General features: G+C 42.5%; 28 protein-coding genes and 1 tRNA gene. 14 read left to right on the top strand and 15 right to left on the bottom strand.

Annotated elements, in window-relative coordinates:
- Nucleotides 1-47 precede the first annotated feature (47 nt).
- The 6 genes from ccmE to B7C60_RS09570 all read left to right on the top strand — a co-directional run bounded on the left by ccmE (nt 48) and on the right by B7C60_RS09570 (nt 5,600).
- On the top strand, nt 48-530 hold the full coding sequence (gene ccmE / locus B7C60_RS09595) for a cytochrome c maturation protein CcmE (protein ID WP_099611461.1): 483 nt from the start codon (nt 48-50) through the stop codon (nt 528-530).
- Nucleotides 527-2,491, top strand: coding sequence for a heme lyase CcmF/NrfE family subunit (locus tag B7C60_RS09590; RefSeq protein ID WP_099611460.1), 1,965 nt, complete (start codon nt 527-529; stop codon nt 2,489-2,491). The genes ccmE and B7C60_RS09590 overlap by 4 nt, the downstream gene beginning before the upstream one ends.
- Nucleotides 2,484-3,038 carry a DsbE family thiol:disulfide interchange protein gene (locus B7C60_RS09585; RefSeq protein WP_099611459.1) on the top strand — a complete coding sequence of 185 codons (555 nt, stop codon included), beginning with the start codon at nt 2,484-2,486 and terminating at the stop codon, nt 3,036-3,038. The genes B7C60_RS09590 and B7C60_RS09585 overlap by 8 nt, the downstream gene beginning before the upstream one ends.
- Nucleotides 3,035-3,517 (top strand): cytochrome c-type biogenesis protein, encoded by a 483-nt coding sequence (locus B7C60_RS09580; protein WP_099611458.1) that lies wholly within the window; start codon nt 3,035-3,037, stop codon nt 3,515-3,517. The genes B7C60_RS09585 and B7C60_RS09580 overlap by 4 nt, the downstream gene beginning before the upstream one ends.
- A complete protein-coding gene (ccmI, locus tag B7C60_RS09575) occupies nt 3,514-4,740 on the top strand; it encodes a c-type cytochrome biogenesis protein CcmI (RefSeq protein ID WP_099611457.1) in 1,227 nt (408 codons plus the stop codon). Before B7C60_RS09580 ends, ccmI begins: the two co-directional genes overlap by 4 nt.
- Before the next feature lie 104 nt (nt 4,741-4,844).
- A complete protein-coding gene (locus B7C60_RS09570) occupies nt 4,845-5,600 on the top strand; it encodes an MlaA family lipoprotein (RefSeq protein ID WP_099611456.1) in 756 nt (251 codons plus the stop codon).
- 52 nt (nt 5,601-5,652) lie between these two features.
- Here the strand turns inward: B7C60_RS09570 and B7C60_RS09565 are convergent, their stop codons facing one another.
- The 3 genes from B7C60_RS09565 to sodB form a co-directional block, all read right to left on the bottom strand.
- Nucleotides 5,653-6,321 (bottom strand): SDR family oxidoreductase, encoded by a 669-nt coding sequence (locus B7C60_RS09565; protein ID WP_099611455.1) that lies wholly within the window; start codon nt 6,319-6,321, stop codon nt 5,653-5,655.
- A gap of 289 nt (nt 6,322-6,610) precedes the next feature.
- Complete coding sequence (locus B7C60_RS09560; RefSeq protein ID WP_099611454.1) at nt 6,611-7,114, bottom strand: VC2046/SO_2500 family protein; 504 nt, start codon at nt 7,112-7,114, stop codon at nt 6,611-6,613.
- 106 nt (nt 7,115-7,220) lie between these two features.
- The gene (gene sodB, locus B7C60_RS09555) at nt 7,221-7,805 is read right to left on the bottom strand and encodes a superoxide dismutase [Fe] (protein WP_099611453.1); all 585 of its coding nucleotides are present in this window, start codon (nt 7,803-7,805) and stop codon (nt 7,221-7,223) included.
- A 308-nt stretch (nt 7,806-8,113) separates the two neighbouring features.
- On the opposite strand from sodB, the gene B7C60_RS09550 reads away from it, so the two are divergent.
- From B7C60_RS09550 to B7C60_RS09525, 6 genes are all read left to right on the top strand, one after another.
- Entirely contained in the window at nt 8,114-8,449 is a 336-nt protein-coding gene (locus B7C60_RS09550; protein WP_099611452.1) for a Grx4 family monothiol glutaredoxin, read from the top strand.
- An 83-nt stretch (nt 8,450-8,532) separates the two neighbouring features.
- Entirely contained in the window at nt 8,533-10,482 is a 1,950-nt protein-coding gene (locus B7C60_RS09545) for a DNA topoisomerase III (RefSeq protein WP_099611451.1), read from the top strand.
- Nucleotides 10,483-10,705: 223 nt separating this feature from the next.
- Nucleotides 10,706-12,328: a methyl-accepting chemotaxis protein gene (locus tag B7C60_RS09540; protein ID WP_099611450.1), complete on the top strand. Its 1,623-nt coding sequence runs from the start codon at nt 10,706-10,708 to the stop codon at nt 12,326-12,328.
- A gap of 132 nt (nt 12,329-12,460) precedes the next feature.
- Nucleotides 12,461-12,937, top strand: a complete 477-nt coding sequence (locus B7C60_RS09535) for a YqhA family protein (protein WP_099611449.1) — start codon at nt 12,461-12,463, stop codon at nt 12,935-12,937.
- Between the two features lie 102 nt (nt 12,938-13,039).
- Nucleotides 13,040-13,903: an MBL fold metallo-hydrolase gene (locus B7C60_RS09530; RefSeq protein WP_099611448.1), complete on the top strand. Its 864-nt coding sequence runs from the start codon at nt 13,040-13,042 to the stop codon at nt 13,901-13,903.
- 18 nt (nt 13,904-13,921) lie between these two features.
- The gene (locus tag B7C60_RS09525; protein WP_099611447.1) at nt 13,922-14,335 is read left to right on the top strand and encodes a protein tyrosine phosphatase family protein; all 414 of its coding nucleotides are present in this window, start codon (nt 13,922-13,924) and stop codon (nt 14,333-14,335) included.
- A 245-nt stretch (nt 14,336-14,580) separates the two neighbouring features.
- Here the strand turns inward: B7C60_RS09525 and B7C60_RS09515 are convergent, their stop codons facing one another.
- From B7C60_RS09515 to gap, 10 genes are all read right to left on the bottom strand, one after another.
- The gene (locus B7C60_RS09515; RefSeq protein ID WP_099611445.1) at nt 14,581-16,125 is read right to left on the bottom strand and encodes a methyl-accepting chemotaxis protein; all 1,545 of its coding nucleotides are present in this window, start codon (nt 16,123-16,125) and stop codon (nt 14,581-14,583) included.
- A gap of 210 nt (nt 16,126-16,335) precedes the next feature.
- Nucleotides 16,336-16,680, bottom strand: a complete 345-nt coding sequence (locus B7C60_RS09510; protein WP_099611444.1) for a YajD family HNH nuclease — start codon at nt 16,678-16,680, stop codon at nt 16,336-16,338.
- Nucleotides 16,681-16,965: 285 nt separating this feature from the next.
- Nucleotides 16,966-17,415 (bottom strand): DUF4234 domain-containing protein, encoded by a 450-nt coding sequence (locus B7C60_RS09505; RefSeq protein WP_099611443.1) that lies wholly within the window; start codon nt 17,413-17,415, stop codon nt 16,966-16,968.
- Nucleotides 17,416-17,760 carry a hypothetical protein gene (locus B7C60_RS09500; RefSeq protein ID WP_099611442.1) on the bottom strand — a complete coding sequence of 115 codons (345 nt, stop codon included), beginning with the start codon at nt 17,758-17,760 and terminating at the stop codon, nt 17,416-17,418.
- Between the two features lie 245 nt (nt 17,761-18,005).
- Nucleotides 18,006-18,096, bottom strand: a tRNA-Ser gene (locus B7C60_RS09495).
- A gap of 140 nt (nt 18,097-18,236) precedes the next feature.
- Entirely contained in the window at nt 18,237-18,758 is a 522-nt protein-coding gene (locus B7C60_RS09490) for a DUF2058 domain-containing protein (RefSeq protein WP_099611441.1), read from the bottom strand.
- Between the two features lie 102 nt (nt 18,759-18,860).
- Nucleotides 18,861-19,226, bottom strand: coding sequence for a hypothetical protein (locus B7C60_RS09485; RefSeq protein ID WP_099611440.1), 366 nt, complete (start codon nt 19,224-19,226; stop codon nt 18,861-18,863).
- Nucleotides 19,227-19,426: 200 nt separating this feature from the next.
- Nucleotides 19,427-20,257: a 23S rRNA (guanine(745)-N(1))-methyltransferase gene (gene rlmA, locus B7C60_RS09480; RefSeq protein WP_099611439.1), complete on the bottom strand. Its 831-nt coding sequence runs from the start codon at nt 20,255-20,257 to the stop codon at nt 19,427-19,429.
- 102 nt (nt 20,258-20,359) lie between these two features.
- Nucleotides 20,360-21,244 carry a D-hexose-6-phosphate mutarotase gene (locus B7C60_RS09475; protein WP_099611438.1) on the bottom strand — a complete coding sequence of 295 codons (885 nt, stop codon included), beginning with the start codon at nt 21,242-21,244 and terminating at the stop codon, nt 20,360-20,362.
- A 113-nt stretch (nt 21,245-21,357) separates the two neighbouring features.
- Nucleotides 21,358-22,353, bottom strand: a complete 996-nt coding sequence (gene gap / locus B7C60_RS09470) for a type I glyceraldehyde-3-phosphate dehydrogenase (RefSeq protein ID WP_099611437.1) — start codon at nt 22,351-22,353, stop codon at nt 21,358-21,360.
- A 324-nt stretch (nt 22,354-22,677) separates the two neighbouring features.
- Here gap and msrB point away from each other — a divergent pair, with 324 nt between their 5' ends.
- Nucleotides 22,678-23,082: a peptide-methionine (R)-S-oxide reductase MsrB gene (msrB, locus tag B7C60_RS09465; protein WP_099611436.1), complete on the top strand. Its 405-nt coding sequence runs from the start codon at nt 22,678-22,680 to the stop codon at nt 23,080-23,082.
- A 61-nt stretch (nt 23,083-23,143) separates the two neighbouring features.
- Here msrB and B7C60_RS09460 read toward each other — a convergent pair whose 3' ends face one another.
- Nucleotides 23,144-23,953, bottom strand: a complete 810-nt coding sequence (locus B7C60_RS09460) for a DUF2989 domain-containing protein (RefSeq protein ID WP_099611435.1) — start codon at nt 23,951-23,953, stop codon at nt 23,144-23,146.
- A 102-nt stretch (nt 23,954-24,055) separates the two neighbouring features.
- Here B7C60_RS09460 and B7C60_RS09455 point away from each other — a divergent pair, with 102 nt between their 5' ends.
- Complete coding sequence (locus tag B7C60_RS09455; RefSeq protein WP_099611434.1) at nt 24,056-24,340, top strand: YeaC family protein; 285 nt, start codon at nt 24,056-24,058, stop codon at nt 24,338-24,340.
- Between the two features lie 146 nt (nt 24,341-24,486).
- On the opposite strand, the gene B7C60_RS18795 is transcribed toward B7C60_RS09455, so the two are convergent.
- On the bottom strand, nt 24,487-24,911 hold a 425-nt coding region (locus tag B7C60_RS18795), incomplete at its 5' end, for an L-asparaginase family protein (RefSeq protein ID WP_483887757.1).

Here is a 24,911-nt window from a genome sequence, read left to right as displayed (position 1 = left end):
AATCGACAGGCTCGTATTGAGGCGGCTAAAAATATGGAGAATACCCTATGAATCCGAGACGAAAGAAGCGGCTTAGTATGATCCTCGCAATTTTGATTGGGTTAGGGATAACAACCGGATTAATCCTCTATGCATTAAGCCAAAACATGGATCTTTTTTATACACCAACAGAACTGGTCAATGGCAAGAAAGGCAAAAAACCAGAAGTGGGTCAACGGTTAAGAATTGGAGGTATGGTGACCGTCGGCTCTGTTTCTCGTGATCCCAATTCACTAAAAGTTAGTTTTTTATTACATGATGTGGGCCCAACGGTCAAAGTGGAATATGAGGGAATTCTTCCCGACCTTTTTCGAGAGGGACAAGGTATTGTTGCACAAGGTGTATTAAAAGATGCCACAACAATAGAAGCCTTTGAAGTGTTAGCTAAGCATGATGAAAACTATATGCCGACCGAAATTGCCGAAGCGCTGCAAAAAAATCATGCACCGTTGATTTATACTGAAGAACAGCAACAAGGAAGCCTGCAATGATTGTCGAAATTGGCCATTTTTCGCTTATCCTTTCTCTGGCTTTTGCTGTTTTATTGAGTATTCTTCCTATGGTGGGGGCGCAATACCATCATCGGCTACTCATGAATAGTGCTCGTCCTCTGTCATGGGGAATGCTGACCATGCTTGCCATATCGTTCATTATTTTATTATGGGCATTTTACGTCAATGATTTCACAGTACTGTATGTCGCGAGCAACTCAAATAGCCAATTGCCTTGGTATTATCGTTTAACTGCAGCTTGGGGAGCGCACGAAGGTTCTTTGCAACTATGGGCGTTGATTCAGGCTGGGTGGACGGTGGCGGTGGCGAGTTTTAGCCGAGGGATGCCACAAGCGTCGGTTGCGCGTGTATTATCGATTATGGGCATGATTACTGTTGGCTTTTTACTGTTTATCATCGTTACTTCCAATCCTTTTATCCGTACCTTGCCACATTTTCCTATTGATGGACGAGACCTTAATCCATTACTACAAGATCCAGGATTAATTGTTCATCCTCCTATCTTATATATGGGTTATGTCGGCTTTTCTGTTGCTTTTGCTTTTGCGATAGCTTCTTTAATGACCGGACGTTTAGATACCGCATGGGCACGTTGGTCCCGCCCTTGGACGACGGCGGCATGGTTATTTTTGACGTTAGGAATTGCTTTAGGTTCATGGTGGGCTTACTACGAACTCGGCTGGGGGGGATGGTGGTTTTGGGATCCAGTAGAAAACGCTTCGTTAATGCCATGGTTAGCCGGAACCGCTTTAATGCACTCTCTTGCGGTTACTGAGAAGCGAGGAACCTTTAAGGCATGGACGGTATTACTCGCTATCTCTGCCTTTTCACTTAGCCTATTAGGAACCTTTTTAGTTCGTTCTGGCATTTTAGTGTCGGTTCATGCGTTCGCGTCTGATCCCGCTCGCGGTATGTTTATTTTAGCTTTTTTAGTCATTGTTATTGGTGGCTCCTTATTGCTATACGCTCTTAAGGGAAGTGCGGTGCGTTCACACGGTGAGTTTGCGCTCGTTTCTCGTGAAAATGCGTTATTAAGCAACAATATTTTATTGATTACCGGATTAGTCGTCGTGCTGATCGGTACACTGCTGCCCTTGATTCATAAGCAACTTGGATTAGGCTCTGTCTCTATCGGAGCCCCTTTTTTTAATACAGTCTTTGCTTGGTTAATGGTGCCTTTTGCTTTCTTCTTAGGGATCAGCCCATTGATTCGGTGGAAGCGTGATTCTTTAGCTAGTCTTGTCAAACCTATGATTATTTCGGCGGGGATCGCTTTGCTGAGCAGTGCCGTCTTGATCCATATTTTGACAGATGAATTTAGACCGATGGCTTATCTCGGATGGGTGATGGCTTTCTGGATCATTAGCTTACATGGGATTGAGTTATATCAACGAGCAACTCATCGACATACTTTTGCTGTGGGCGTGAAAAAACTGTCGCGTAGTCACTGGGCGATGGTACTTGGCCATTTAGGGATGGCGGTGAGTGTAATTGGTATTGCAATGGTGCAAAACTATAGCGTGGAGCGTGATGTGCGGTTAGCCCCAGGTGAACATTTCACCTTAGATTCGTATAACTTCTATTTTAAAGGATTAAGAGATAGAGATGGCCCTAATTATGATGGTTATATTGCTGACTTCGAAATCACTAAAAATGGGCAATACATTAATACATTGCACGCTGAAAAACGTTTTTATCGCACCGCCCGCTCTATGATGACGGAAGCTGCTATTGATCGAGGTATCACTCGAGATCTCTATATTGCGATGGGTGAGCGGTTAGAGGGCAGTGATGCTTGGGCGGTTCGCATTTATCATAAGCCTTTTGTACGGTGGATTTGGGCCGGGGCTTTATTTATGGCTATTGGTGGTGCTTTTGCGATAAGTGATAAACGTTATCGTTTTAGAAAAACCGTACAATTGGGGGGAGACAATGCATAAAAAAGTGCTGTTTATCCCATTATTGGCTTTTCTACTTTTGGTGGTTATTTTTGTTACCCAGTTGATGAAAAATTCAGCAGGAGATGATCCAACCAAACTGGAGTCGGTTTTGATTGGTAAAGTCGTTCCTGAATTTAAATTAGAAGATTTAGCAGAGCCAGGCCGATTGTATGATCAATCGATTTTTATCGGAAAACCGTTATTACTGAATGTCTGGGCCACTTGGTGTCCCACCTGCTATGCCGAACATCAGTACTTAAACCAACTGGCAGATCAAGGGGTGAAAATCATCGGCCTAAATTACAAAGATCAACGTGACAAAGCGGTGACATGGTTAAATGAATTGGGCAACCCCTATTTAATTAGTCTATTTGATGGCAGTGGGATGCTAGGTTTGGATTTGGGCGTTTATGGTGCACCGGAAACGTTTCTGATTGACGCTCATGGAGTCATTCGTTATCGCCATGTTGGTGATGTTAATCCTCATCACTGGAAAAACCAACTTGAGCCTATCTATCAGCAACTTGTGCAGGAGAGTCAGCCATGAGATTGATGCGTTGGGCGACGTTTGCCACATTGTTTCTTTCATTATCTAGCTGGGCTGTGATTGATGTCTATGACTTTGATACACCAGAGCAAGAGAAACAGTTTCATGAGTTGAGCAATACACTGCGGTGTCCCAAATGTCAAAATAACTCAATTGCTGATTCTAATGCGGAACTCGCTCAGGACTTGCGACAAAAAGTATATGAAATGACAAAGCAAGGTCATGAAAAGCAAACGGTAATCGATTACATGGTCGCTCGCTATGGCAATTTTGTTACCTACAATCCTCCATTGACAGCCAGTACTGCTATTTTGTGGATTGCGCCGCTTTTGGTATTGATGATCGGGTTTAGCGTACTCGTTATGCGCAGTCGAGGTCGTAAGAATCATCCGACTCAGGTCGAAAATTGGGATCAAGAAAAAGAAGCACGCTTGCAAGCATTATTGAAGGATGAAAGCCAAGGAGATAAACAAGCATGACATTATTTTGGCTATCTACACTTATTTTAGTGATCGTAGCAAGCCTCTTTATTGCTATTCCCATGAGCCAACGAACTAATAATAATGATCAACCGTTGCGGGATGAGTTGAATAAAGCCTTTTACAAAGACCGTTTAGCTGAACTTGAGGCGGAAACGCAAGAAGGTTTAGTGGGTGATCCACAAGCACTGATTACCGAGTTGAAACAGTCATTATTAGATGATGTGCCAAGTCGATCGGAATTAACTCGTGAGTCGATGTCAGCTAAAGGCGCTATCTTTGTTTTGGCAATGCTACTCATGATAACGCTCAGTTATGGATTATATGCAGAGTATGGCTCTTATTCCCAAGTTAAACATTGGCAGCAAGTGAGCGCCAGTTTGCCTGAACTGAGTAAGAAGCTCATGATACCATCACCTCATGGGGTTGAGTTGACCGACCAAGAGATGCAAGATCTCACTTTATCTTTACGGACTCGGTTGCATTATCAAGCGAATGATGTCACTGGGTGGTTATTGCTTGGGCGGATTGGAATGGCCAATCGTGATATGCAAACAGCGATTGGCGCGAGCAAAAAAGCCTATGAACTTGCCCCTAAAGACGGTGATGTTCAGTTCGGTTATGCTCAAGCCTTGATTCTCTCCAATGATGAATGGGAGCAAAATCAAGCAAGAACACTGCTGCTTAAGTTAGCTCAGGCCGATGATGTGGATCTTAGAGTTTTCTCGTTATTGGCTTTTGATGCTTTTGAAAACAGCGACTACACAAAGGCCATTGCCTATTGGCAGCAGATGCAACAGATGATTGGGCCAAATGATACTCGTTATGATATGCTCACGCGTAGTATTGAAAGTGCTCAGCGCAACTTATCTGCAAATCGCTCGCCAGCGCTTTCGGTTAAAGTGACGGTTCGTTTAGCTGATACAGTGATAGTCCCTAAAGATGGCGTGTTAATTGTCTCTATTCATAGTGCCGATGGTGCTCCTATTCCTGTGGCAGCGGCTCGCTACCCATTGAGCCAGTTTCCGGTAACGGTGCTCCTTGATAACAGTAACAGCATGCTACAGGGGCGTGACTTATCTCAATTAGAGAGATTGATTGTTCGAGCACGCTTGGATAACGATGGTAATGTAGCAACCCGAGAAGGGGATTGGTTTGGAGAAAGTACCATCGTTGAAATAGGTGATCCTGTTGATATCACCATTGACACTCAATACCATTGATCCTGTGTTAAGCAAAGCTTAACGTTACCTGATTGCGGTAAATACCGTTTATAGTAGAACAACTCAAGGAGTGATCCTTGTCGCATAAAAGATGGATAACTAACATGCCAAGCCGTTTATCACGGTCTGTGAGCCTTTTTTTTATATTAGTACTTTTTGGGTGTAGCTCTGTACCTCATGACGGCTCAGTTTCTGACTCAAATCCAGAGGATCCTTTTGAAGGGTTTAACCGTACAATGTGGACCCTTAACTACGATTATTTAGATCCCTATATCGTTCGTCCCGTGTCCATTGCATATGTTGATTATGTGCCTTCACCACTTCGACGTGGTGTTGCTAATTTCTTGTCAAATTTAGATGAACCAGCCAGCATGATTAATAATTTAATCATGGGCAATGGTGAAAAAGCACTCGATCACTTTAACCGTTTTTGGCTCAATAGCACTTTTGGTTTATTAGGTTTGATTGATATCGCCTCTGAAGCCGGAATCAATAAGCACGATGAAAAACAGTTTGGCGATGCAGTCGGTCATTATGGTGTCGGTAATGGCCCTTATGTGATGGTGCCAGGCTACGGCCCTTTTACTGTACGTGAAACCACGGATATGGTTGACGGTTTATATGCCCCTCTTTCTTATTTAAATATTTGGGCAGGCCTTGGTAAATGGGCTATTGAAGGCATGGAAACTCGCGCCGCACTTGTGCAGCAAGAGTCTATGTTAGACAACTCCCCTGATCCTTATGCACTAACCAGAGAAGTGTATTTACAGCGCCGTGATTTCAAAGCAGAAAGAGAAACCAGCGTTTATGATGAGCATGAAGAAGATTACCTTGATGACTATTTAGAGGGGGGGTTTTAATGGCTCATCGCATTTTTACTCAGCCAGTACACGAAAGCTTCTTGAGTAACGTTTAAGCAGAGATAATTCGCCCACTAAAATAGTCATTGGCAACGATATATTCGGTATTGCGAATCAGTTCGTCTTGAACTTCAGCCCAATGCGAGTCAGAAGTGTGTTTATCTGACATAGGAACAACACCGCCGACACGAATATTAAACGGTGTGAGTTCCTTTCCCCAAGTTTGAGTTAACCCTGCGACTAATGAACGCGCCGTATCAATACCTGATTTTTCATCACATTCAGGATAGGAAATAACATTAACAATCACTCCCTTCGTTTGATGCTCGCGCATTCGGATCGTACAGGCTTGCCCGAAAGTAAATAGTGACGATGTGATATCGCCCATTTGTTCGATAAAGTGTTGATTTGTCTTATCATCAATCAATGAGGGAAAGGGAAGAGCAGGCCAGTGATTAATCAATACATCAGGAGCCTTGTTAAATTGTTGAACAATATAAGAAAATAATAGGTCGATACTCACAAAAGAGTGATCGTTTAATGCGTAGTAGTCAATATTTCCTGATAAGCGTTGACAATTTTTCCAGCTTTCAATCAGCTTTGAATGCTGCGTATCGCAAATGATCACGTTCGCCCCTAGACGGGTAAAATGTGTTGCAAGTGTACAGCCAAATAATGAGCTAGCAGACGTGATAACTACAAGCGCCTTATTGATTTCCATGGCTTTTCCCTCATGATCAACCTCAAACTGAAGCCGAATCGTTGATATCCACTAATGTTTATTGCAGGACGATTTTTGTATTAAAAACAGGATAAATAGGTGACATTATCATTTCATCCTATTCAAGTAGCGATTCATTACAGTGATGAATCGGTGTAAAAAGCATGGTTGATAAAAATAAAGTTCAGTGTGAATGATCTCAAATAACCATCGTTCGATAGAAAAATGATGGTTAATCTTTGCTCTATTTCACAGAGTGTAGGGCTGGTACACCATTAGTTTTCATTAATTATGCTTGAGCACGTAGCTGATCTTGTCGCCAAGCGGTATTGAGTTGAGGGTACAAGTCGGTCGTTAGTAAGCGATTTGCTGATGTTGTGGCTAGGTGGCGTCGATCATGTCCAGACAGATTCAAGTAGACCTCTTCCGGAAAGCCTTGAGTCGCTTCAGGTAGATAAGTCAGCGCTTCCGGTTTGAGATAGTGTGAGAGCTTGGCACTTGCTAAGCCGCCGGAGTGAAAGCAATGGGCCTGCTGGGCTGATATCTGATAAGACGAATGATCGTTGCGTAGTGGTTGTAATTCAGGTAGTGAAAATTGCTTACGCAACAGCTGTTCGGTCGTGATTTTTTCTTCGATAGGCTCTACCGGACAGGCATCTCGAACATCATTAGAAAACAAAGCCATGAATAGTGCAAAATCAGCATGACGACCATGTTGAATTGCTTGGTTGATATTCGAACCAATGTGCAGTTCATTAATAATTCCAGCTTTATCTAGCGTATGTACTTGCATTATTTCTCCTCGATGCCTTCCTCATAGCGGCATTAAGAGAAAAAACTTTAATAAAAAAGCCTGCAATGGATGCAGGCTTAACAGGATGATAATAATCAGTAAAGAATTATTTCGCTAGATTTTGAGCGACAAAGTCCCAGTTAACCAAAGCCCAGAAGCCATTCATATAATCTGGACGTAGGTTACGGTAATCAATGTAGTAGGCGTGTTCCCACAAGTCGACCGTTAGTAATGGCGTTACGCCATCTTCCGTGATCGGAGTTGCGGCGTTTGATGTGTTGACAATCGCCAGTGAGCCGTCTGCTTTTTTGACTAACCAAGTCCAAGATGAACCAAAGTTATTGATTGCAGAGTCGGTGAATTTCGCTTTAAATTCTTCAAATGACCCAAAGGCCGCATTAATTGCTTCAGCCACGGCACCACTTGGTTCACCGCCACCATTAGGAGATAAACAGTGCCAGTAGAACGTGTGGTTCCAGACTTGAGCAGCATTATTAAAGATACCACCGGTTGAGGTTTTGATGATCTCTTCTAGCGTTTTACTTTCAAATTCAGTGCCAGGGATTAAACCATTAAGTTTAACCACATACGTGTTGTGGTGTTTGCCGTAGTGGTAATCTAAGGTTTCTGCTGAAATGTGTGGTTCTAGTGCATCTTTTGCGTATGGTAACGCAGGTAATTCAAATGCCATTGCTCTATTCTCCGTTTTTCGAGGAAAGAAGATATATTGCTGACGAGGTAGGTAAACATTCGAGCACTCGACAGAGCAATATACTTCCTTCGATGGCTTCCAGTATTATTGTATTTCGTCGGTAAGACTGACTTGCTAGCTATTTTAGCAAGTTTTTACTTTATTAACACCCTGTAGTGAAGAAAAATTTATCGTTAACGACTATCTTTGGCCTTGTTGCTCGAAATCCTTAAACATATTGTGCTTTTTATTCTCTCTTAATGATTTAGAATGGAGGCATTCAACTAGCCATCCATCAAGAGGAAGCAATGGAAACCATTGATAAAATCAAACAGCAAATAGCCGAAAACCCGATTCTCCTATATATGAAAGGATCGCCAAAACTACCAAGCTGTGGTTTTTCTTCTCAAGCGGCACAAGCTCTGATGGCTTGTGGTGAAAAATTTGCTTATGTCGATATCTTGCAAAATCCAGATATCCGAGCTGAGCTACCTATTTATGCTCAGTGGCCAACTTTTCCCCAATTATGGGTTGAAGGTGAGTTAATTGGTGGTTGCGATATCATTTTGGAGATGTTTCAAAAAGGTGAATTGCAACCACTGGTTAAAGAAGCAGCCGGACGCACCTCTGACAATAATGAATAATACTGTATAAAATCACAGTTTTTCTTGATTTTATAAGGCCACATTAAGTAATGTGGCCTTACTTTTTTTATTGATTTGATGTTATGAGTCGTTTATTTATTGCTGAAAAGCCCAGCTTAGCGCGAGCGATAGCGGATGCACTGCCTAAGCCTCACAAAAAAGAGCAAGGATTTATCCGGTGTGGTCACGGTGATATCGTGACGTGGTGCATTGGGCATTTATTAGAGCAAGTTGAGCCGGATAGTTATGATGAACGTTATAAAAAATGGAACCTTGCTGACTTGCCCATTATTCCGGAACATTGGCAGCTTAGGCCAAGAAAAAGCGCCAGTAAGCAACTCGCAGTAGTACGTAAATTATTAAAAGAAGCGCAAGACATCATCCATGCAGGCGATCCCGACCGAGAAGGACAGTTACTGGTTGATGAAGTGATTGATTACTGTCACGTTGCTAAACATAAGCAGAAAACCATACAGCGTTTGTTAATTAGTGATCTTAATTTGTCTGCCGTTCAACGAGCGCTCTCTTCAATGCGTAATAATCGTGATTTTATACCTTTATCGGTCTCAGCATTAGCTCGTTCTCGCGCAGATTGGCTGTATGGTATGAACATGTCTCGCGCTTATACGCTATTAGGTCAGAAAGCGGGATACCAAGGTGTTTTATCGGTTGGTCGAGTACAAACGCCGGTACTAGGGCTTGTGGTACGCCGTGATGAAGAGATCGCTCACTTTGAACCCAAAGACTACTTTACTTTGCATGCTTTAATTCCTTATCAACATGGAGAGCATTGCTTTGATATTCGAGCACGATGGCAACCGAGTGAGGCATGTAAACCTTGGCAAGATGAAGAGGGGAGAGTGCTTCATCGTCAGTTGGCTGAAAATGTGGCTAAACGTATCGCAGGACAAGCAGCAAAGGTCATTGAATCTGAACAAAATCAAACCAAACAAGCTGCGCCATTGCCTTACTCCTTATCCGCGTTACAAATTGACGCGGCTAAGCGCTATCAATTCAGTGCGCAGCAGGTGTTGGATACGTGCCAATCTCTTTATGAAAAACACAAGTTGATTACCTATCCACGTTCTGATTGTCGCTATCTTCCTAAAGAGCACTTTGTACAGGCGAAGCAAGTCACCTCGGCGATTGCACATAACCTGAATGAGCTGCATCCTGCTGTGCAGGGGGCGGATTTATCTCGTCAATCGAAAGCATGGAATGATAAAAAAGTTGATGCGCATCATGCCATTATTCCAACGCCGAAAATGGCCCCGCTAAATGGACTGTCGGTAGCTGAACAACATATCTATGGCTTAATTGCTCGACAATACCTTATCCAGTTTTATCCTCCCGCCGTGTATGCGGAAGCAAAATTAGAGTTTGATATTGCGGGAGGGAAATTTATAGCGAAAGGACGCCAGTTAATCACAGCAGGTTGGAAAGCGTTAATTGGCCAAAGCGCTTCACAAGATGAAGGAATCGATAACGTGCCCCCTCTTACGGTTGGCCAAACCTTGACTTGTCGAGAAGGAGAAATTAAGGCATGCAAAACTGAGCCTCCGCGCTATTTTACTGAGGCGACATTACTACAAGCTATGACGGGCATCGCTCGATTTGTCGAAGACAAAGAGCTAAAAAAAATTCTTCGCGATACGGATGGATTAGGCACTGAAGCCACTCGAGCTGGTATTTTGGACACGCTATTTAAACGGCAACTATTACAGCGTGAAGGTAAGCTAATTAAAAGTACCCAAGCTGGAAAAGGGCTTATACATGCTCTTCCTCTGCAAGCGACCTATCCTGATATGACAGCACAGTGGGAGCACCAACTTCAAGCTATGGCTGAACGAGATCAGGCTTATCACCCTTTTATGCAAGATCTTGAATTACAAATCACCGAGTGGATGAAACAAATCAAGCACAACCCTATCCCTCCATCTTTAAGTGCATTGCCTCAAGTACGTCGTACGCGATTGTTTAAATCCAAGAGTCGATCAAGTAAGAGAAAAACGCCTATCTCTCACCAGAAATAACGGTGTTTAACAGTAGATTGTGGGAAATGCAAAAGGCTTTGTTGCTAAAAAGTTAGAATAAACACACAGAAAAAAACTAATAATGTTGCATAACCTGAAGGGGTTTCCCATAGTTAGGTGAGTGAGTTCTGGAGCAATATCACAGAGAGCTCCTAATGAATATAGCCACCACATATAGTAGAGGCAAAAATGCCCGTGATCACGTTTGTGCTAGGAAAATACTATGCTAAAAATACTGAGAGTGCTCAACGTACGTAAAAAAATATTAGTTATTGAAATTATTTCGCTGCTAACTATCGCTCTGATCAGCCTCTATGGGGTCAGTAAACTGAGAGAAATGGCTTACCAAGAGCGCCAGCAGAGCATACAAAATCAAGTCGAATCGGTTGTCAGTTTAGTCGATTACTATGCACAACTCTCGGGCCAATTAGGACAAGAACAAGCAAAAAAACAAGCAACCGAAGCGATCAAAGCGTTACGCTATGATGGTGATAACTATTTCTGGATTATGACACCCAATGCTCGTTTAGTGTTACATCCTTTACGACCTGAAGCCGTTAATCAAGATATGAGCCAGGTTCGAGATGGAGCAGGACGCTTCCACTGGCAACAGATGGCGCAAACGGTTCAGCGTCAAGGCGCTGGATTTGTTGAATACACACTGGTGTCGCCTCAAGGAAAAGTTGAGGATAAAATTTCTTATGTCGCCAAAACCAACCAGTGGAATTGGATTATTGGCTCAGGGGTTATTGTGTATGATATTAATCAAACCGTTTATCAGAGCTCTTTATTCTACCTAGGGTTTGCCTTACTGGGGCTGCTGATCACCCTGATATTTTCTAGCATGATCGGCAAAAATATTACTGACCCATTAGCTCTATTTGTAACAAAAGTAAAACGGGCAGCAGAAGGAGACATGACGGTGCGATTTCATCCGAAAGGGCGCGATGAAATTGCCAGTTTAGGTCATTCAATCAACACCATGATCGAACATACCCATCAAGCCTTATTAACAGCGAAACAGTCGGCGATGAATACGGCACAAATGGCAACGAGCATTGCTTCAGCCAGTGAAGAAACCGCAACTAGCACCCAGTCGCAACGTATGCAATTGGAGCAACTCGCGACAGCGATGAATGAGATGAATGCGACCATTCGTGATGTAGCACAAAATGCCGAACACACAGCCGCTTCAACGGATGATGTTTCTCATCAAGCACAAAGTTGTAGCCAGATGATGGATAGTACGGAACAAAATATTGAACAGCTGTCGCAAGAAGTGTCAGAAACAGACCAACTAGTTGAAGCATTACGTAATGATGTCACTGGTATTAATGAAATTGTCGATGTGATTCAGGCGATTTCTGAGCAAACCAACCTATTGGCATTGAACGCTGCGATTGAAGCCGCGCGTGCAGGAGATCAAGGAAGAGGCTTTGCCGTGGTTGCCGATGAAGTCCGTCATTTAGCGGGAAGGACACAGCAGTCGACTCACCAAATCCAGCAAACCATCGAATCGTTGATTGTGCGTGCTGACAGCGCATCACAAGCGATGAAACAGTGCCATACTCGGGTGACAGAAAATGTTCAGACAGCAACAGAAACCAAAGAAATGCTCAATAAAATGGTGGCTGAATTAACTCGAGCGAATGATCGTGTGACACAAATAGCGGCCGCAGCGGAGCAACAAGACACGGTGGCTGAAGAGATGAACCACAATGTTAGTCATATTAACCTTTCAGCCGATCAAATTAGCCAATCAGCACAAGATTTAGCGTTACAAAGTCAACAACTTGCGGATAGCTCCAATCAATTGGATCAACAATTACAACACTTTAATGTGTGAGGCGTTCATCTATTTACAATCTAACCGATAAAAAAGAGTCCCTGTTGGGCTCTTTTTTATCGGTTGTCGTTGAATCGATAAGCACGAAAGGTCAACAGACCCTAATAAATATGAAAATAAACCGAGATTCCTATGATTGAACGCTTATTTGAGAAAACGCGCTTTTTAGTCCTCGCCGTCGTGGTGGTTAGTTTTTGTGCTGCAATTATTTTGTACTGCACCATAGTAATGATTATGTTTGGAGTGGTGATGGATATTTTTAATTCTATTCACTTTAGTGAAACGGGGGGAAAGCTTTTAGTTGTTAAGCTTTTAAAAATTCTAGATATTTCTTTAATTGCTATCACATTTCAACTGATTTCTGTTGGCCTATATCGATTGTTTATCCGTCCCTCGGCTTTAGAAAATAGTGCATTTTTGAGCGCACTCACGATCAAGAATTTTCATGATTTAAAAATCACTTTATTACAAGTTTCTGTGGTGATTATGGTTATTCTGTTTTTAGAGCACTTAGTTGAAGTGGGGGCGAGCATTGAAACGCTTTATCTCGGAGCTGGAATTAGCCTAGTAATTTTTTCTGCGATCGGAGCGTGGAAAATGATGAGATAAGGGCTGAGTGATGGATCACAACTGTAAGCAAATCATGTGTATTTTAGTTACGATAGCAACAATACTCTAAATTAGTATTAACTAATAACATTGGGGGATAGGATGAAACCAAAAGTACATGAGTTTTTCGATCCAAACACTTTTACTTATAGCTACCTTGTCATTGATCCGAGTTCTCAACATTGTGCTGTGGTGGATGCTGTTCTGGATTATGATCCAGCTTCTGGGCGCACATCATATCAGTCTGCGGATAAATTGATTGCGTTTATAAAGCAGCACCAGTTGTCCGTCGAGTGGATTTTAGAAACCCACGTCCATGCTGATCACCTCAGTGCGGCACCATACATTAAACAACAGGTCGGGGGTACTTTAGCGATTGGGAAAAATATTACCATCGTACAAAATACGTTTGGGAAGCTATTTAACGCAGGTTCAGACTTTTGTATGGACGGTAGCCAATTTGATCACCTATTTGCTGATCAGGAAAGATTCACCTTAGGCTCGATAACCGCTATCGCTATCCATACCCCAGGGCATACCCCGGCCTGTATGACTTATGTCATTGGTGATAGTGCCTTTGTGGGCGACACATTATTTATGCCAGATTATGGAACGGCACGTTGTGATTTCCCCGGCGGTGACGCTCAAACGTTGTACCAGTCGATTCAAAAGCTCTTTACTCTACCCGATCAAACCCGAGTTTTTATGTGTCATGATTATAAAGCTCCTGGACGGGAGGATTTCCAATTTCAAACCACAATAGGTGAAGAACGTTTGCATAATATTCATGTTAAACAAGGTATCAGTGAACAACAGTTTGTAGCGATGCGGCAAGCTCGAGATGCGACACTAACAATGCCGACCCTTATTCTGCCCTCTGTACAAGTGAATATGAGAGCAGGCGCTTTACCATCCGCTGAAGCCAATGGGATTCAATACCTTAAAATTCCATTGAATGCCATTTAATGGCTAAGGACTAGGCTTATGCTGACATTGATTTCGTTAACTGATCAAGTGGCTGTTGCGCCACAAATATCACCGATAGACATGCAAGACATTGCAAGGTTAGGCTTTAAATCCGTGATCAACAATCGACCAGATGAAGAAGAAGTTGGCCAACCTTTAAATCGGAAGATTGAGCAAGAAGCAAGAAAATACCAACTGAACTATTATCATCAACCTGTTATCTCTGGCCAGATCACCGCTCAACAAGTCGAGATGTTTACCGATTTATTAGCACAATGCCCTAAGCCTGTGTTGGCTTTTTGTCGTACAGGTACCCGTTGTTGTATGTTGTGGTGTATGAGCAGTGAAGATGAGATGACTCTGGCAGAGCGCGTCGCTTATGCAAAAGAAAAAGGTTTTAATTTCAGTTCATTACTTGAAAAAGATCAGTAAATATAGAGCACTATCTTAGTGCTGGCGAACAAAAAGCTGTGGCTGAAAACCACAGCGATGCAGGTTTACTGTACTATACCCTTCCTACTTGAAGCTGCAGGGGGGGGGGTGGCTACCTTCTTTCACCCCAATCACATAGCCTGTCTATGCTCATGGGGATTCACTCACTTGCCGCCTACCTGCAACTCCAAGTTGTTTGGGTATATCTCGTATCTTAATTTCTTCTCTACTTGTTTCTTTGAAGGTTATTTAACGCTAAATTGCCTCACTAATCGTTGTAAACTTTCGAGACGATTGACTAGCGCATCGGTTCTCGTCACCGAAGAGGAAGACAATAACTGCGTTGATTGAATCGCCTCTTTCATTCGGAAAACATGTTCATTCATCGCTTGAGTTACTTGTACTTGCTCAGAAATCGCTTGTGAAGTCTGTGCACTTTGCTCACCAATCGAAGTTAGATCGCCGACAATCGCTGCAAAGGACGCTTTACTTTGCTGCGATTTCATCACGCATTGTTCAGAAGATTGGATACCATTATTCATTAAGTTGCCAGTTTGATTCACGGCAGTTTGTAATCGTTCTATTTTTTTATGAATCTCTTCAACAGAACAACTGGTCTTACTAGAAAGGGCGCGAACTTCATCAGCCACCACCGCAAAGCCACGCCCATGTTCGCCAGCTCGAGCCGCTTCAATCGCGGCATTCAAGGCGAGTAAATTAGTTTGTTCTGCAATACCTTGAATCATTTCAAGAATGGTTTCAATGCCGTTGACATCCGTATAAAGTTGTTCCAAAGCAGCCTTCGATTGATCCAAATGATGGCTCAGTTCACGAACGGTCTCTACCGCTTCATCAATGGTTTGTTCACCTTCACGGGCTTTTGTGCGCGCATGGTTTACAAACTCTGCACTATGTCTGGCTTGCTCAGCCACTTCATCAATTGAGGCCAGCATCTCTTCAGCTGAAACCGCCATGGCATCTGTGGCGATATTTTGCTCACTCAGTTCACGATCAATGGATTGGCAGTTGAGCATCTCTTCATTCGCTGATTGAAGCAGTGCCGTCGCGGTTTCATTAGCGCGAGCTGTCGCTGCCCTTAACTCGGCTCGCTTCATTAATAATGTCAGTTCAATCCGTGATACATCATCACAATAACCTGTATATGGTTGTTCCATCAAAGGGTTATCGTAGTCCTGTTTTGCTAATCCATTAATTACCTTTAGACGTTTGTGAAGGGTAAACAAGAGTGCGAATTGCAATAGCGAGAGAGATATCAATGTACTAAACAGTATCGTGTCAGAGATCGGTAGAATGCTAAAAGCCGCAATCATGATCAGTTCTGCAGCCACTACCCCTAAAGAGAGTGTCATCCATTTCATGCGGCGTATGGCGACTTTTCCATGGTGAAGTTTGGCGTACAGCGAATGCGCTCGCGAAATTTGTGCATCCGTAGGCTGGGTTCTAACGGATTGATATTCAAAGACGTTCCCGACTTCATCAAAGATGGGGGTAACAAAAGCAGATACCCAATAATGTCCTGAATCTTTACATTTATTTTTAACTAACCCCATCCAGCTTTTGCCAGATCGAATGTATTCCCATAGCTGGCCAAAAGCCGCTTTAGGCATATCGGCATGCCGCACAACATTGTGAGGATGGTTAACTAGTTCGTCTGGTTGATAACCCGACACCTTACAAAAATCATCATTACAATGAGTAATATAACTGTCAGGAGTTGTAGTGGATATCAGGTTATCCTTGTCTGAAAATCGAACTCTTTTATCTGTCATACACGTCTCTTATTTAATCCATTGATCAGCGTTCTATCAGTTATCAATGCTACCTAATCGATAACTTAATCAACAAAGATGACTACATTACCAGACATTAGTTACAACAGTTTGATATGTATCATTAAGTGCTGCTGAAATGATGCATAATAAAACCTTGGCAGATAAAGTGAGGGTTAATTCGTTAATTTTCTTTTCACTTTCTTGGAACTATTTTTTCATCAGTTTCGCTAAGTCAGCAAAGGGATTATAGGTTGCGCTTTTATGCTCGTCTAATCGTGCGACGGGATCAACGCCATAACGCTCATGTTCTGTGTATTTTGAATGTTCATGATCATGACAATATAAACATAATAGCTCCCAGTTACTGCCATCTTCAGGATTATTTGTGTGATCGTGGTCTTTATGGTGGACGGTTAATTCTCGCAAATTTGAATACACAAATTCACGGGCACATTTACCACACACCCATGGATAAAGTTTTAGCGCTTTCTCGCGGTAGCCGCTCTCTTTACGGGCATATTCGGCACTTGAGCCATAAAAATCGGATGACATTGTATTTCCAGTCAGTAGTTAAAGATATCAATATTAAAGACGAAAATGACTAAATTAGCAAAGACTACAGAGGAAAAGAACACCTATATCATATACCCAAACCACTTGGAGTTACAGGTTGGAGCAAGTGAGTTTTCATGAGCATAAACAGACAAGGTGATTGAGGTGAACGAACGTAGCTAACATTGCTGCAAAAATTAGCTCGAAAGGTCAACAGACCCTAGCGCTAAGATAATAAAAAGGCCACCGTTAAGGTCGCCTTGATTTACGTTAGTTGATTTGCACTTAAGCCGTTATTCTTTCAGAGAGTAAGTTTGATTTTTCAACTTCCTCTGCAAGTTCGTTTATACAAAAATTGATGTAGTAAATGTTAAAAAAGAAGGTATAAAACGAGTTCATCGAATAATCTATTTTATGATCATTTAACATCATTTTTTGCAAGGCCTTTTTGGCTTTAAAAGCCCAAACAATATAAAAAATGCTAGATATAATACTTAAAAGACCACCTAAAACTTCTAGATCTGGTGTCGATGAAAAAACGGAAGACCAACCAATTAATGCAGCTAAGACAATAATAATACGATGATCAAGAATTTTCTGTTCTAAAGTATCTTCAATAACACTATTATTTTTAAATAACCACATTATATTGAAAATACCCAAAGTCACAATTGATAGTAAAACAAAATTTAATGTTTTAGTGTTTACTTTATTTTTTAATAGATTTGCTTTCATTTATTTAAGTCCATATACATTAACATAAAATTCTTTTCCATTATCGGTCATCTCTACGGTGTAAGTAATAGGAATCTCGCTGGAATTTCCTGTGTTGCGAGCATGAATCTCAAGCTGTGCAGCACATTCAAATGCTCCTGTTTTATCATTTTTATCAGTTGTTCTTATTGCATTTACAGAATATGAGAACATTTTTCCAGCGTTTGAACCTAACTGATTGATCATTTCATCATTAGCGATTTGCTTGATGAGATCGGTTGTTTCAGAATCGCCACACTTAGGAACAGAAGGCGAGCATCCTCCTAAAAGGAACACTAAGGGCAGTGCTAATATTATTTGTTTCATTTAATCGTACTTTGTTACATTGTGTTAAGCCGCTCATTTTATACTAACTTAGTGGAATAGGGTATCGTCACATATTATTTTTTTATGATTTTGATCGATTTTGGTGATTCATGCTAGAGACTATACCCAAACAACTTGGAGTTGCAGGTAGGCGGCCAATGAGTGACAAATTTGTCTGGAACAAATTTGAACAGGCGAAGGAAACGAAAAAACCGCTGTAAGAACAGCGGTTTCATCTTTAAAAGTGGCGGAGAGATAGGGATTTGAACCCTAGGATAGCTATTAACCATCGCCGGTTTTCAAGACCGGTGCTTTCAACCACTCAGCCATCTCTCCGTGTGGCGCGAATAATATAAGGCTTCTTAGTACTTGTAAAGCCCTTTATATTTCAACTGCGCAAAATACAAGCAAAGGTAAGCATGATTTAATTTAATGTTAAAAACAAAGAGTTAATCTGGTGATGATTCAGGAAGCTTTTACCACATTAAATCATCTGGAACGACAAAATCAGCATATGGATCATCTTCATCATGGGGTTGTTTATCTTCTTCAGGTAATGGAATGATGCTGTGTTCATCTCGTTGCCAAATTTTTTGTGCCACGATATTTGGGATGATGGCATAACCCTCTTCATAACGCGCAATAGCAAGATGTCCTTTACTCAATTGGTCTTGGGTTTGTTTATCGACATACAACTTTTTAACTAGGTTGCCATCGGTAAAGTGATACTGAATATCGCCATTATTATGCGGCAATTTATTCATCTCAATCAGTTGCTTGACTTGAGCACGGATCTCTTTAGTTAATAGCTGCTCTTTTTGCTGTTTATTGAACTCCTTATCACGTTCGAGTTGCTCTTGTTTGCTGGCTTCAACCGCCGCTTTTACCTCTCGAGCTTGAAGGCGTGATTTCTTGGATCCTTTTTTAGCCTTTTTTAATTTTTTTTCGTTAACAAGGCCGGCTTTGAGCATTTGCTCTTGAAGAGATAGTCGTGTCATGATCTGTTCCACTCAATAAATAATGCTAAGTGTACCGACTCGTTGTCAGCAAAGAAAGAGGTGAGGGGGCGAATGAGAACGCTTTTATAGGGTCAGGAATGCTTACGCCAATAGCAGTAACATACCACCAACTTTTGCCGCTGCGGAAAGATATTTCCCTGCGGTGTAAGGGGTATCGGTCGGTTGCTTCGGCTGTTTCGGATGATCCATACCTAATGCTCCATGCGTAAAGGCTTCCACTTTGTCACCGACGGTTTTCGATTTTAGTTGTTCAGTTTGACTTTCCTCATCGAGTGCCTTTAGGGCAGCCAGTAAGGCTTTCCCTTCTTCGGATAAAGTAACTTTTGTTGCCTCAGTTTGGGAAGGCGAGGGCTCTTTTGCTGTCGTATCAGGCGATATTTGTGGTGAAGGTGAACCGACACTATTCGGCGTATAGTGAGCGGTAGTTCCAGTACTAACAGGATTCATGTTGGTTCTCCTTATTCAGCACAGCAGACCTTTGCCGGAGTATGGAAAGGTGTTGCCTTCCTTTGCCCTTAGATAGCAATAATATCGGCCATTATTCTAAAAACTTTTGATTATTTTTAGAACAATGGAAGTTATTTATGAATAAGCAAGGAGTGTGCCTAATTTTTTAGAAGAACCATCATGAGCCCTAAATCGTGTCTTTATCGTTTACAGGACTGCTTTCGGTATACTCGGATCATAAAATCAGCTTCACAGGTAAACTGCGGAGTTTGTTTTAGTTCTTCTCTTAGGGCATCTGTCGCGCGCCAAGCGAAAGGCGTCATTTGTAGCAGATCAACAGCTTCAGAGCCTGATAAGGACATGGTGTAATGCAGTGGTTGCTGGTGTTCTAGGTTAAACCCGGTGAGCCGTTCTGGCGTTTCATCATGCAGTTGAACGTGTTGGTAAATTTTTTCTTTCAACTGGTAGAGGTGGCGGCCAGCAGGCGTTACCGTGATGACGACTCCGTTATCCATGAGCACTCGGTCAAGCTCTTCCTCCTTACAAGGGGCATATATGCGTAAAATGGCATCCAGTGATTGGTTGGCAAAAGGAAGGCGGTGGCTAGAAGCGACAGCAAAATTGACTGTTGGGTAGCATTTAGCCGCATAGCGAATGGCGGTTTTGGAAATATCGATCCCATAAGTTGTCGCATTCGGGGCATGCGCTTGAATAGCGGCGGCAATATAGTCGGTGTAATAACCTTCACCACATCCAATATCCAGGACTCGATAGGCAGTATTGGTTAACGCTTCAATACATAAGTTGCTGACCGCTTCCCGCATGGGGTGGTAATGATGGCCTTGTAAGAAGCGACGTCTTGCTTGCATCATCTCCTTATTATCACCAGGATCTTTAGAACGTTTATGATGCGCTGGCATTAAGTTGACATAACCTTCTTTGGCAACATCAAATTGATGTCGATTATCACAGCAGTAGCTCTGTTCTTGTAAATGTAGGGCGTGATGGCAAAGGGGGCAGAGGTAAGCCATAGGGATCCAATAATCAGCAAAAAGAGAGGCTAAGTTTAACGGTAAGCGAACGAAATAAAAAGGACAGCGAATGCTGTCCCCCACATTATTGAACCGATAATTTTATTGAACGGATAATTTTGTTGAAAGCTGATGATGCTCGCCAGGTTGTAGTATTTTTCCCTCTTCTAATTGATTGGCATGCCATGTTGATTCGACACATAGCATCGTCTGGTAGCCTTCGTCATTCATATCAGCCATTGCTTGTGCGCCTTGCGCCCAAGGGTTCCACAAGACGGCTGAATTATGGCCTTGATTTTCAACCACTAAAGTTCGGTTAAATACAGGGTCTGCGACCCGAATTTGTGCTTCCGGCTGTGTATATACCCGGTCAATGGTCTCTGTGAGAATCAGGTTATCTGGGCCTGCCGTTTTTTGTCCATGGTTAAGACTGTCGAGGTATTCAGGCCCCATGCCCGTGGTTTGCGTTTGACGAATATCGCCCACCTTTAAATAGCTGTGTAAGGCACCAGAGAAAGCCCAAGCTTCTTGATCGGTATTGAGCACATCAAGGGTAACTTGTAAGGTATCACTCACTTCGATCAATAAGCGAATTTGAAACTGGTGGGGCCAGATTGCCAGCGTTTGCTCTGAGGTTTCCAGACCGAGAGAAATAATTACCCCTTGCTCATTTTCTCGATGTTCAACTAATGTCCATTCTGTGGAACGAGCAAACCCGTGTGCGGGTGCTGCGATTCGACCAAACCACGGCCAACAAATCGGAATACCACCTCGTAGCGCTGCTTTACCATCAAAGAGGGCATGCTCACTCATCCAGAGCAAATCGGGTTGACCTGTCGGTTGAAAAGAAAGGACATGACCACCGTGTAGAGCAATACCAGCCACCGCTTTATCGTGGATAACACGAACAATTTTGACGTTATCTTTTTCTACAATGGTCACACAGTCGGAGAGTACCGTTAAAGTGGGGAGTTTTTTTAAATCCATATCTAGCTCCTGAAGTTGTAATTTTTGTGTTCTAATGGCTCTCTTTCAGATAAGCAAAAAGGCGACACAAAGGCCGCCTTTCTTCTCAACGAATTTCTTCGCTAATCGTCACATTATTTAGAGATATGAGAGATTAGGTCTAGAACTTTGTTTGAGTAACCGATTTCGTTATCGTACCAAGATACCACTTTAACGAATTTGTCAGTAAGTGCGATACCAGCCGCAGCATCAAAGATTGATGTGCGAGTGTCACCGTTGAAGTCAGTTGATACAACTGCATCTTCAGTGTAACCCAGTACGCCAGCTAGAGCACCTTCAGAAGCGGCTTTCATTGCTGCTTTGATTTCTTCATAAGAAGCTGGTTTTTCTAGGTTAACAGTTAGGTCAACAACTGAAACGTTAGCCGTTGGTACGCGGAAAGCCATACCAGTTAGTTTACCGTTTAGTTCAGGAAGAACAACGCCTACCGCTTTAGCAGCACCAGTTGAAGATGGGATGATGTTTTGAGCTGCACCACGACCACCGCGCCAGTCTTTTGCTGAAGGGCCATCAACTGTTTTTTGAGTTGCAGTTGTTGCGTGAACAGTTGTCATTAGACCTGATTCGATACCGAAGTTATCGTTCAGAACTTTAGCGATAGGTGCTAGGCAGTTAGTTGTACAAGATGCGTTAGAAACGATGTCTTGTCCTGCATAAGTTTCGTGGTTTACACCCATAACGAACATTGGAGTTTTGTCTTTAGAAGGACCAGTCAAAACTACTTTTTTCGCGCCTGCTTCGATGTGTTTACGAGCAGTTTCGTCAGTTAGGAATAGACCTGTTGCTTCAGCAACTACGTCAACACCGATTTCGCCCCATTTAAGATCTGCTGGGTTACGCTCTGCTGTTACGCGAACAGTTTTACCGTTAACGATCAGGTTACCGTCTTTCACTTCAACAGTACCGTTGAAACGGCCGTGAGTTGAGTCGTATTTTAGCATGTACGCCATGTATTCAACGTCGATCAGATCGTTGATACCTACAACTTCGATGTCGTTACGCTCTTGTGCTGCACGGAATACGAAACGGCCGATACGGCCAAAACCGTTAATACCTACTTTGATAGTCATTATAGTTGCTCCACAACTTAATTTCTGATTAAAGATAACTGGTAGTAAAATTACAGAATCCAGTAAATGTCTGCAACAGATAATCGGACTTAACTTGTTTAAAGTCAAAAAAAAGCAGCGTTTTTTTTAACAATCCGTTGCAACTGGTTAATATTTACCCCGGGTGCTGATTTTTATCTCTACCAATCGACGTAAAATAAAGCTCAGCCACTGATTACGCTGACTGTTGCTCTCTCGATAGGAAAGTATGTGCTACAAGGTGTAGAATAAGCAAGTTTTCTATAAAAAAGTAAATGTTTCAAGAGGAAAAAGGAGGAGGGCGGTATGACAAAACAAGAAGAAAAATTCGTAAAACCTGATAGTTACTGGCGTGAAGTTCTCAGTGATGAGGCTTATCATGTTTGCCGTCAACAAGGAACCGAAGCGCCATTTAGTGGTCGGTTATTGCACAATAAACAAACCGGTTTATATCACTGTACCTGTTGTGCTACGCCCTTGTTTAGCTCGGAGAATAAGTATGATTCTGGCTGTGGGTGGCCAAGTTTCGATGCGCCACTCGATGAGCATGCGATTTACTATTTAGAGGATCAAAGTCACGGAATGGTACGAACCGAAATTCGCTGTGCGGTCTGTGATAGCCATTTAGGTCACGTATTTCCCGATGGTCCTCAAACCACCGGGGAGCGCTTTTGTGTTAACTCTGTGTCGTTAATTTTCAACAAAAAGTAAAAAATAGCCGATAATTTAAGCATGTCTTGTTAAAAGCTTACAATAGCAGAGTGCGCGATGATCAATGGGAGATTAACCGATCCGTAAATTCACCGCGCCGGATGGCTTTGGTTAATTGGTTGGCTAAATTGTCCAATCGCGTGAAGGTGTCTTCACTAAATGGATACATCAGTCTAAGCTCTGCTTGAGAGGCAATTTGAACCCCAAACTGCTGACCCACCATGGCCCAGAGGTAAGCCTCTTCTTTTTTATTTAATGCTTGATGGGTGCTAGCAAGTGATTGAAATATTTCAGGATTAACCTGTTTTGCGGGGCTGAGTTCTAGGGCTCGAATAAGAAGACGTATTGTTTTCTCTTGATCTCGTGTGGTGTAAAAGGTCGCTAGTGCGTATTGCATGTCGGCCGTTTCGAGTTCTGGCTTGCCTTCTAGTTGTAAGAAATCACGACGAGCTTGTCTATCGCCGGTTTGACTCCATAAAAAATAGAGCGCTTTAGGCGTTCGTATTTGATGTAGTTCTTGAGTGATGCGTTTTAAGTCTTCATTCGAATTGATCAGTGCAGAAAAGCGGCGTTGGTTGAGTTCCGTTTGGTCAATGAGCTGGATTTGAGCCGCGAGCTCTAAGCATTTTTGATAGTCACGGGTTAGCTGATATTCAGTGATTTTATTCTCGACAGTGGGATTAGTGAGTACCTCATAGCGATGCCAGATCAGATCGGTTCGAGCGACTCGGCATTGTCCGTCATTGATGTTTAACCTGTCACACTGTAATGCTGGATTATCTGTGCAGAGTTTATCGGTATTTTTACGGTTTTCTAGACAGCCGCCTAATAGTATAGGCAGTAGTAGTAATAAGGTTTTTATCCAGTTCATAGTCGTAGCTTGTGATCCGATACACTGATTTATTTAGCAACTCTTGACTGACTAGATGGGCTCGCTATGGTGGCTGCAATCTTAGTCATCAAGGAAAAGGTCATGAATGCACATCAGTTGATTGATGCGATTACCCCTGAAGCATATGAGCGTTTACTCTTCGCTGTAGAAACGGGCAAGTGGCCTGAAGGTACACCACTTTCTGCAGCACAGCGAGATTATTGTATGCAAGCTGTGATGCTGTACCAATCAAAGCATAATCATGATGCTGACCATATGAGTATAGCTATTGGTGGAGAAATGGTCTTAAAATCGAAAGCTGAACTAAAAAAACGTTTTCGCACTGAGCAAGAAGACATTGTTCGAGTTAATCCGAATAAAGCGTAAGCCCTCACATCACACTAAGTTAGCGTTTTTAATTTGATAAAAAACCAAGCGTTATCACTCAAAACCCGACAATGCTTTTTGCTTTGTCGGGTGATATTTGTCTGATGATAAAAGTGAAATTAGTCTGACACTGAGGATGGACTAATCTATAAGCTCATTTCTCCGCGCAACACTTGTTGCATTTTTTCTTTCACTTCTTGATACGAGAGGTTCTGGCTAAGTAAAAAGTGCAGTTTAGCCAAAGCTGCCTCTGGGGTCATGTCGTAACCACTAATTACCCCTGACTCAGCCAAGGCGCATCCTGTTGCATATCCTCCCATATTTACTTTCCCAGCCAGACATTGAGTGAGGTTGACGACAATCACCCCGCGTTGAGAGGCATCGTGTAAATGGGCTAATAAATCGGGATTTTGTGGTGCATTACCGACACCAAAGGTGAGTAGGATCATAGCATTAACAGGTTGAAGTAAGGTATTTCTTATTACTTCATGTGAAATGCCGGGATACATCGTAATGACACCGATCGGTTGCGGGGTAATATTATGTACCAAAAACGGCCCCTGAGGCGTTT

Source organism: Vibrio fujianensis (assembly GCF_002749895.1).
Lineage (GTDB): Bacteria > Pseudomonadota > Gammaproteobacteria > Enterobacterales > Vibrionaceae > Vibrio > Vibrio fujianensis.
This window is presented reverse-complemented; position numbering and strand designations above follow the sequence as displayed.

Coding starts and splice junctions, on each gene's coding strand:
- B7C60_RS09460 (WP_099611435.1), bottom strand. CDS start 23,953: ATGAACTGGATAAAAACCTTATTACTACTACTGCCTATACTATTAGGC.
- B7C60_RS09550 (WP_099611452.1), top strand. CDS start 8,114: ATGGAAACCATTGATAAAATCAAACAGCAAATAGCCGAAAACCCGATT.
- B7C60_RS09490 (WP_099611441.1), bottom strand. CDS start 18,758: ATGACACGACTATCTCTTCAAGAGCAAATGCTCAAAGCCGGCCTTGTT.
- B7C60_RS09510 (WP_099611444.1), bottom strand. CDS start 16,680: ATGTCATCCGATTTTTATGGCTCAAGTGCCGAATATGCCCGTAAAGAG.
- B7C60_RS09540 (WP_099611450.1), top strand. CDS start 10,706: ATGCTAAAAATACTGAGAGTGCTCAACGTACGTAAAAAAATATTAGTT.
- B7C60_RS09455 (WP_099611434.1), top strand. CDS start 24,056: ATGAATGCACATCAGTTGATTGATGCGATTACCCCTGAAGCATATGAG.
- B7C60_RS09535 (WP_099611449.1), top strand. CDS start 12,461: ATGATTGAACGCTTATTTGAGAAAACGCGCTTTTTAGTCCTCGCCGTC.
- B7C60_RS09485 (WP_099611440.1), bottom strand. CDS start 19,226: ATGAATCCTGTTAGTACTGGAACTACCGCTCACTATACGCCGAATAGT.
- B7C60_RS09565 (WP_099611455.1), bottom strand. CDS start 6,321: ATGGAAATCAATAAGGCGCTTGTAGTTATCACGTCTGCTAGCTCATTA.
- B7C60_RS09560 (WP_099611454.1), bottom strand. CDS start 7,114: ATGCAAGTACATACGCTAGATAAAGCTGGAATTATTAATGAACTGCAC.
- B7C60_RS09570 (WP_099611456.1), top strand. CDS start 4,845: ATGCCAAGCCGTTTATCACGGTCTGTGAGCCTTTTTTTTATATTAGTA.
- B7C60_RS09590 (WP_099611460.1), top strand. CDS start 527: ATGATTGTCGAAATTGGCCATTTTTCGCTTATCCTTTCTCTGGCTTTT.
- ccmE (WP_099611461.1), top strand. CDS start 48: ATGAATCCGAGACGAAAGAAGCGGCTTAGTATGATCCTCGCAATTTTG.
- sodB (WP_099611453.1), bottom strand. CDS start 7,805: ATGGCATTTGAATTACCTGCGTTACCATACGCAAAAGATGCACTAGAA.
- B7C60_RS09475 (WP_099611438.1), bottom strand. CDS start 21,244: ATGGATTTAAAAAAACTCCCCACTTTAACGGTACTCTCCGACTGTGTG.
- B7C60_RS09505 (WP_099611443.1), bottom strand. CDS start 17,415: ATGAAAGCAAATCTATTAAAAAATAAAGTAAACACTAAAACATTAAAT.
- gap (WP_099611437.1), bottom strand. CDS start 22,353: ATGACTATCAAAGTAGGTATTAACGGTTTTGGCCGTATCGGCCGTTTC.
- ccmI (WP_099611457.1), top strand. CDS start 3,514: ATGACATTATTTTGGCTATCTACACTTATTTTAGTGATCGTAGCAAGC.
- B7C60_RS09500 (WP_099611442.1), bottom strand. CDS start 17,760: ATGAAACAAATAATATTAGCACTGCCCTTAGTGTTCCTTTTAGGAGGA.
- rlmA (WP_099611439.1), bottom strand. CDS start 20,257: ATGGCTTACCTCTGCCCCCTTTGCCATCACGCCCTACATTTACAAGAA.
- msrB (WP_099611436.1), top strand. CDS start 22,678: ATGACAAAACAAGAAGAAAAATTCGTAAAACCTGATAGTTACTGGCGT.
- B7C60_RS09580 (WP_099611458.1), top strand. CDS start 3,035: ATGAGATTGATGCGTTGGGCGACGTTTGCCACATTGTTTCTTTCATTA.
- B7C60_RS09525 (WP_099611447.1), top strand. CDS start 13,922: ATGCTGACATTGATTTCGTTAACTGATCAAGTGGCTGTTGCGCCACAA.
- B7C60_RS09515 (WP_099611445.1), bottom strand. CDS start 16,125: ATGACAGATAAAAGAGTTCGATTTTCAGACAAGGATAACCTGATATCC.
- B7C60_RS09545 (WP_099611451.1), top strand. CDS start 8,533: ATGAGTCGTTTATTTATTGCTGAAAAGCCCAGCTTAGCGCGAGCGATA.
- B7C60_RS09585 (WP_099611459.1), top strand. CDS start 2,484: ATGCATAAAAAAGTGCTGTTTATCCCATTATTGGCTTTTCTACTTTTG.
- B7C60_RS09530 (WP_099611448.1), top strand. CDS start 13,040: ATGAAACCAAAAGTACATGAGTTTTTCGATCCAAACACTTTTACTTAT.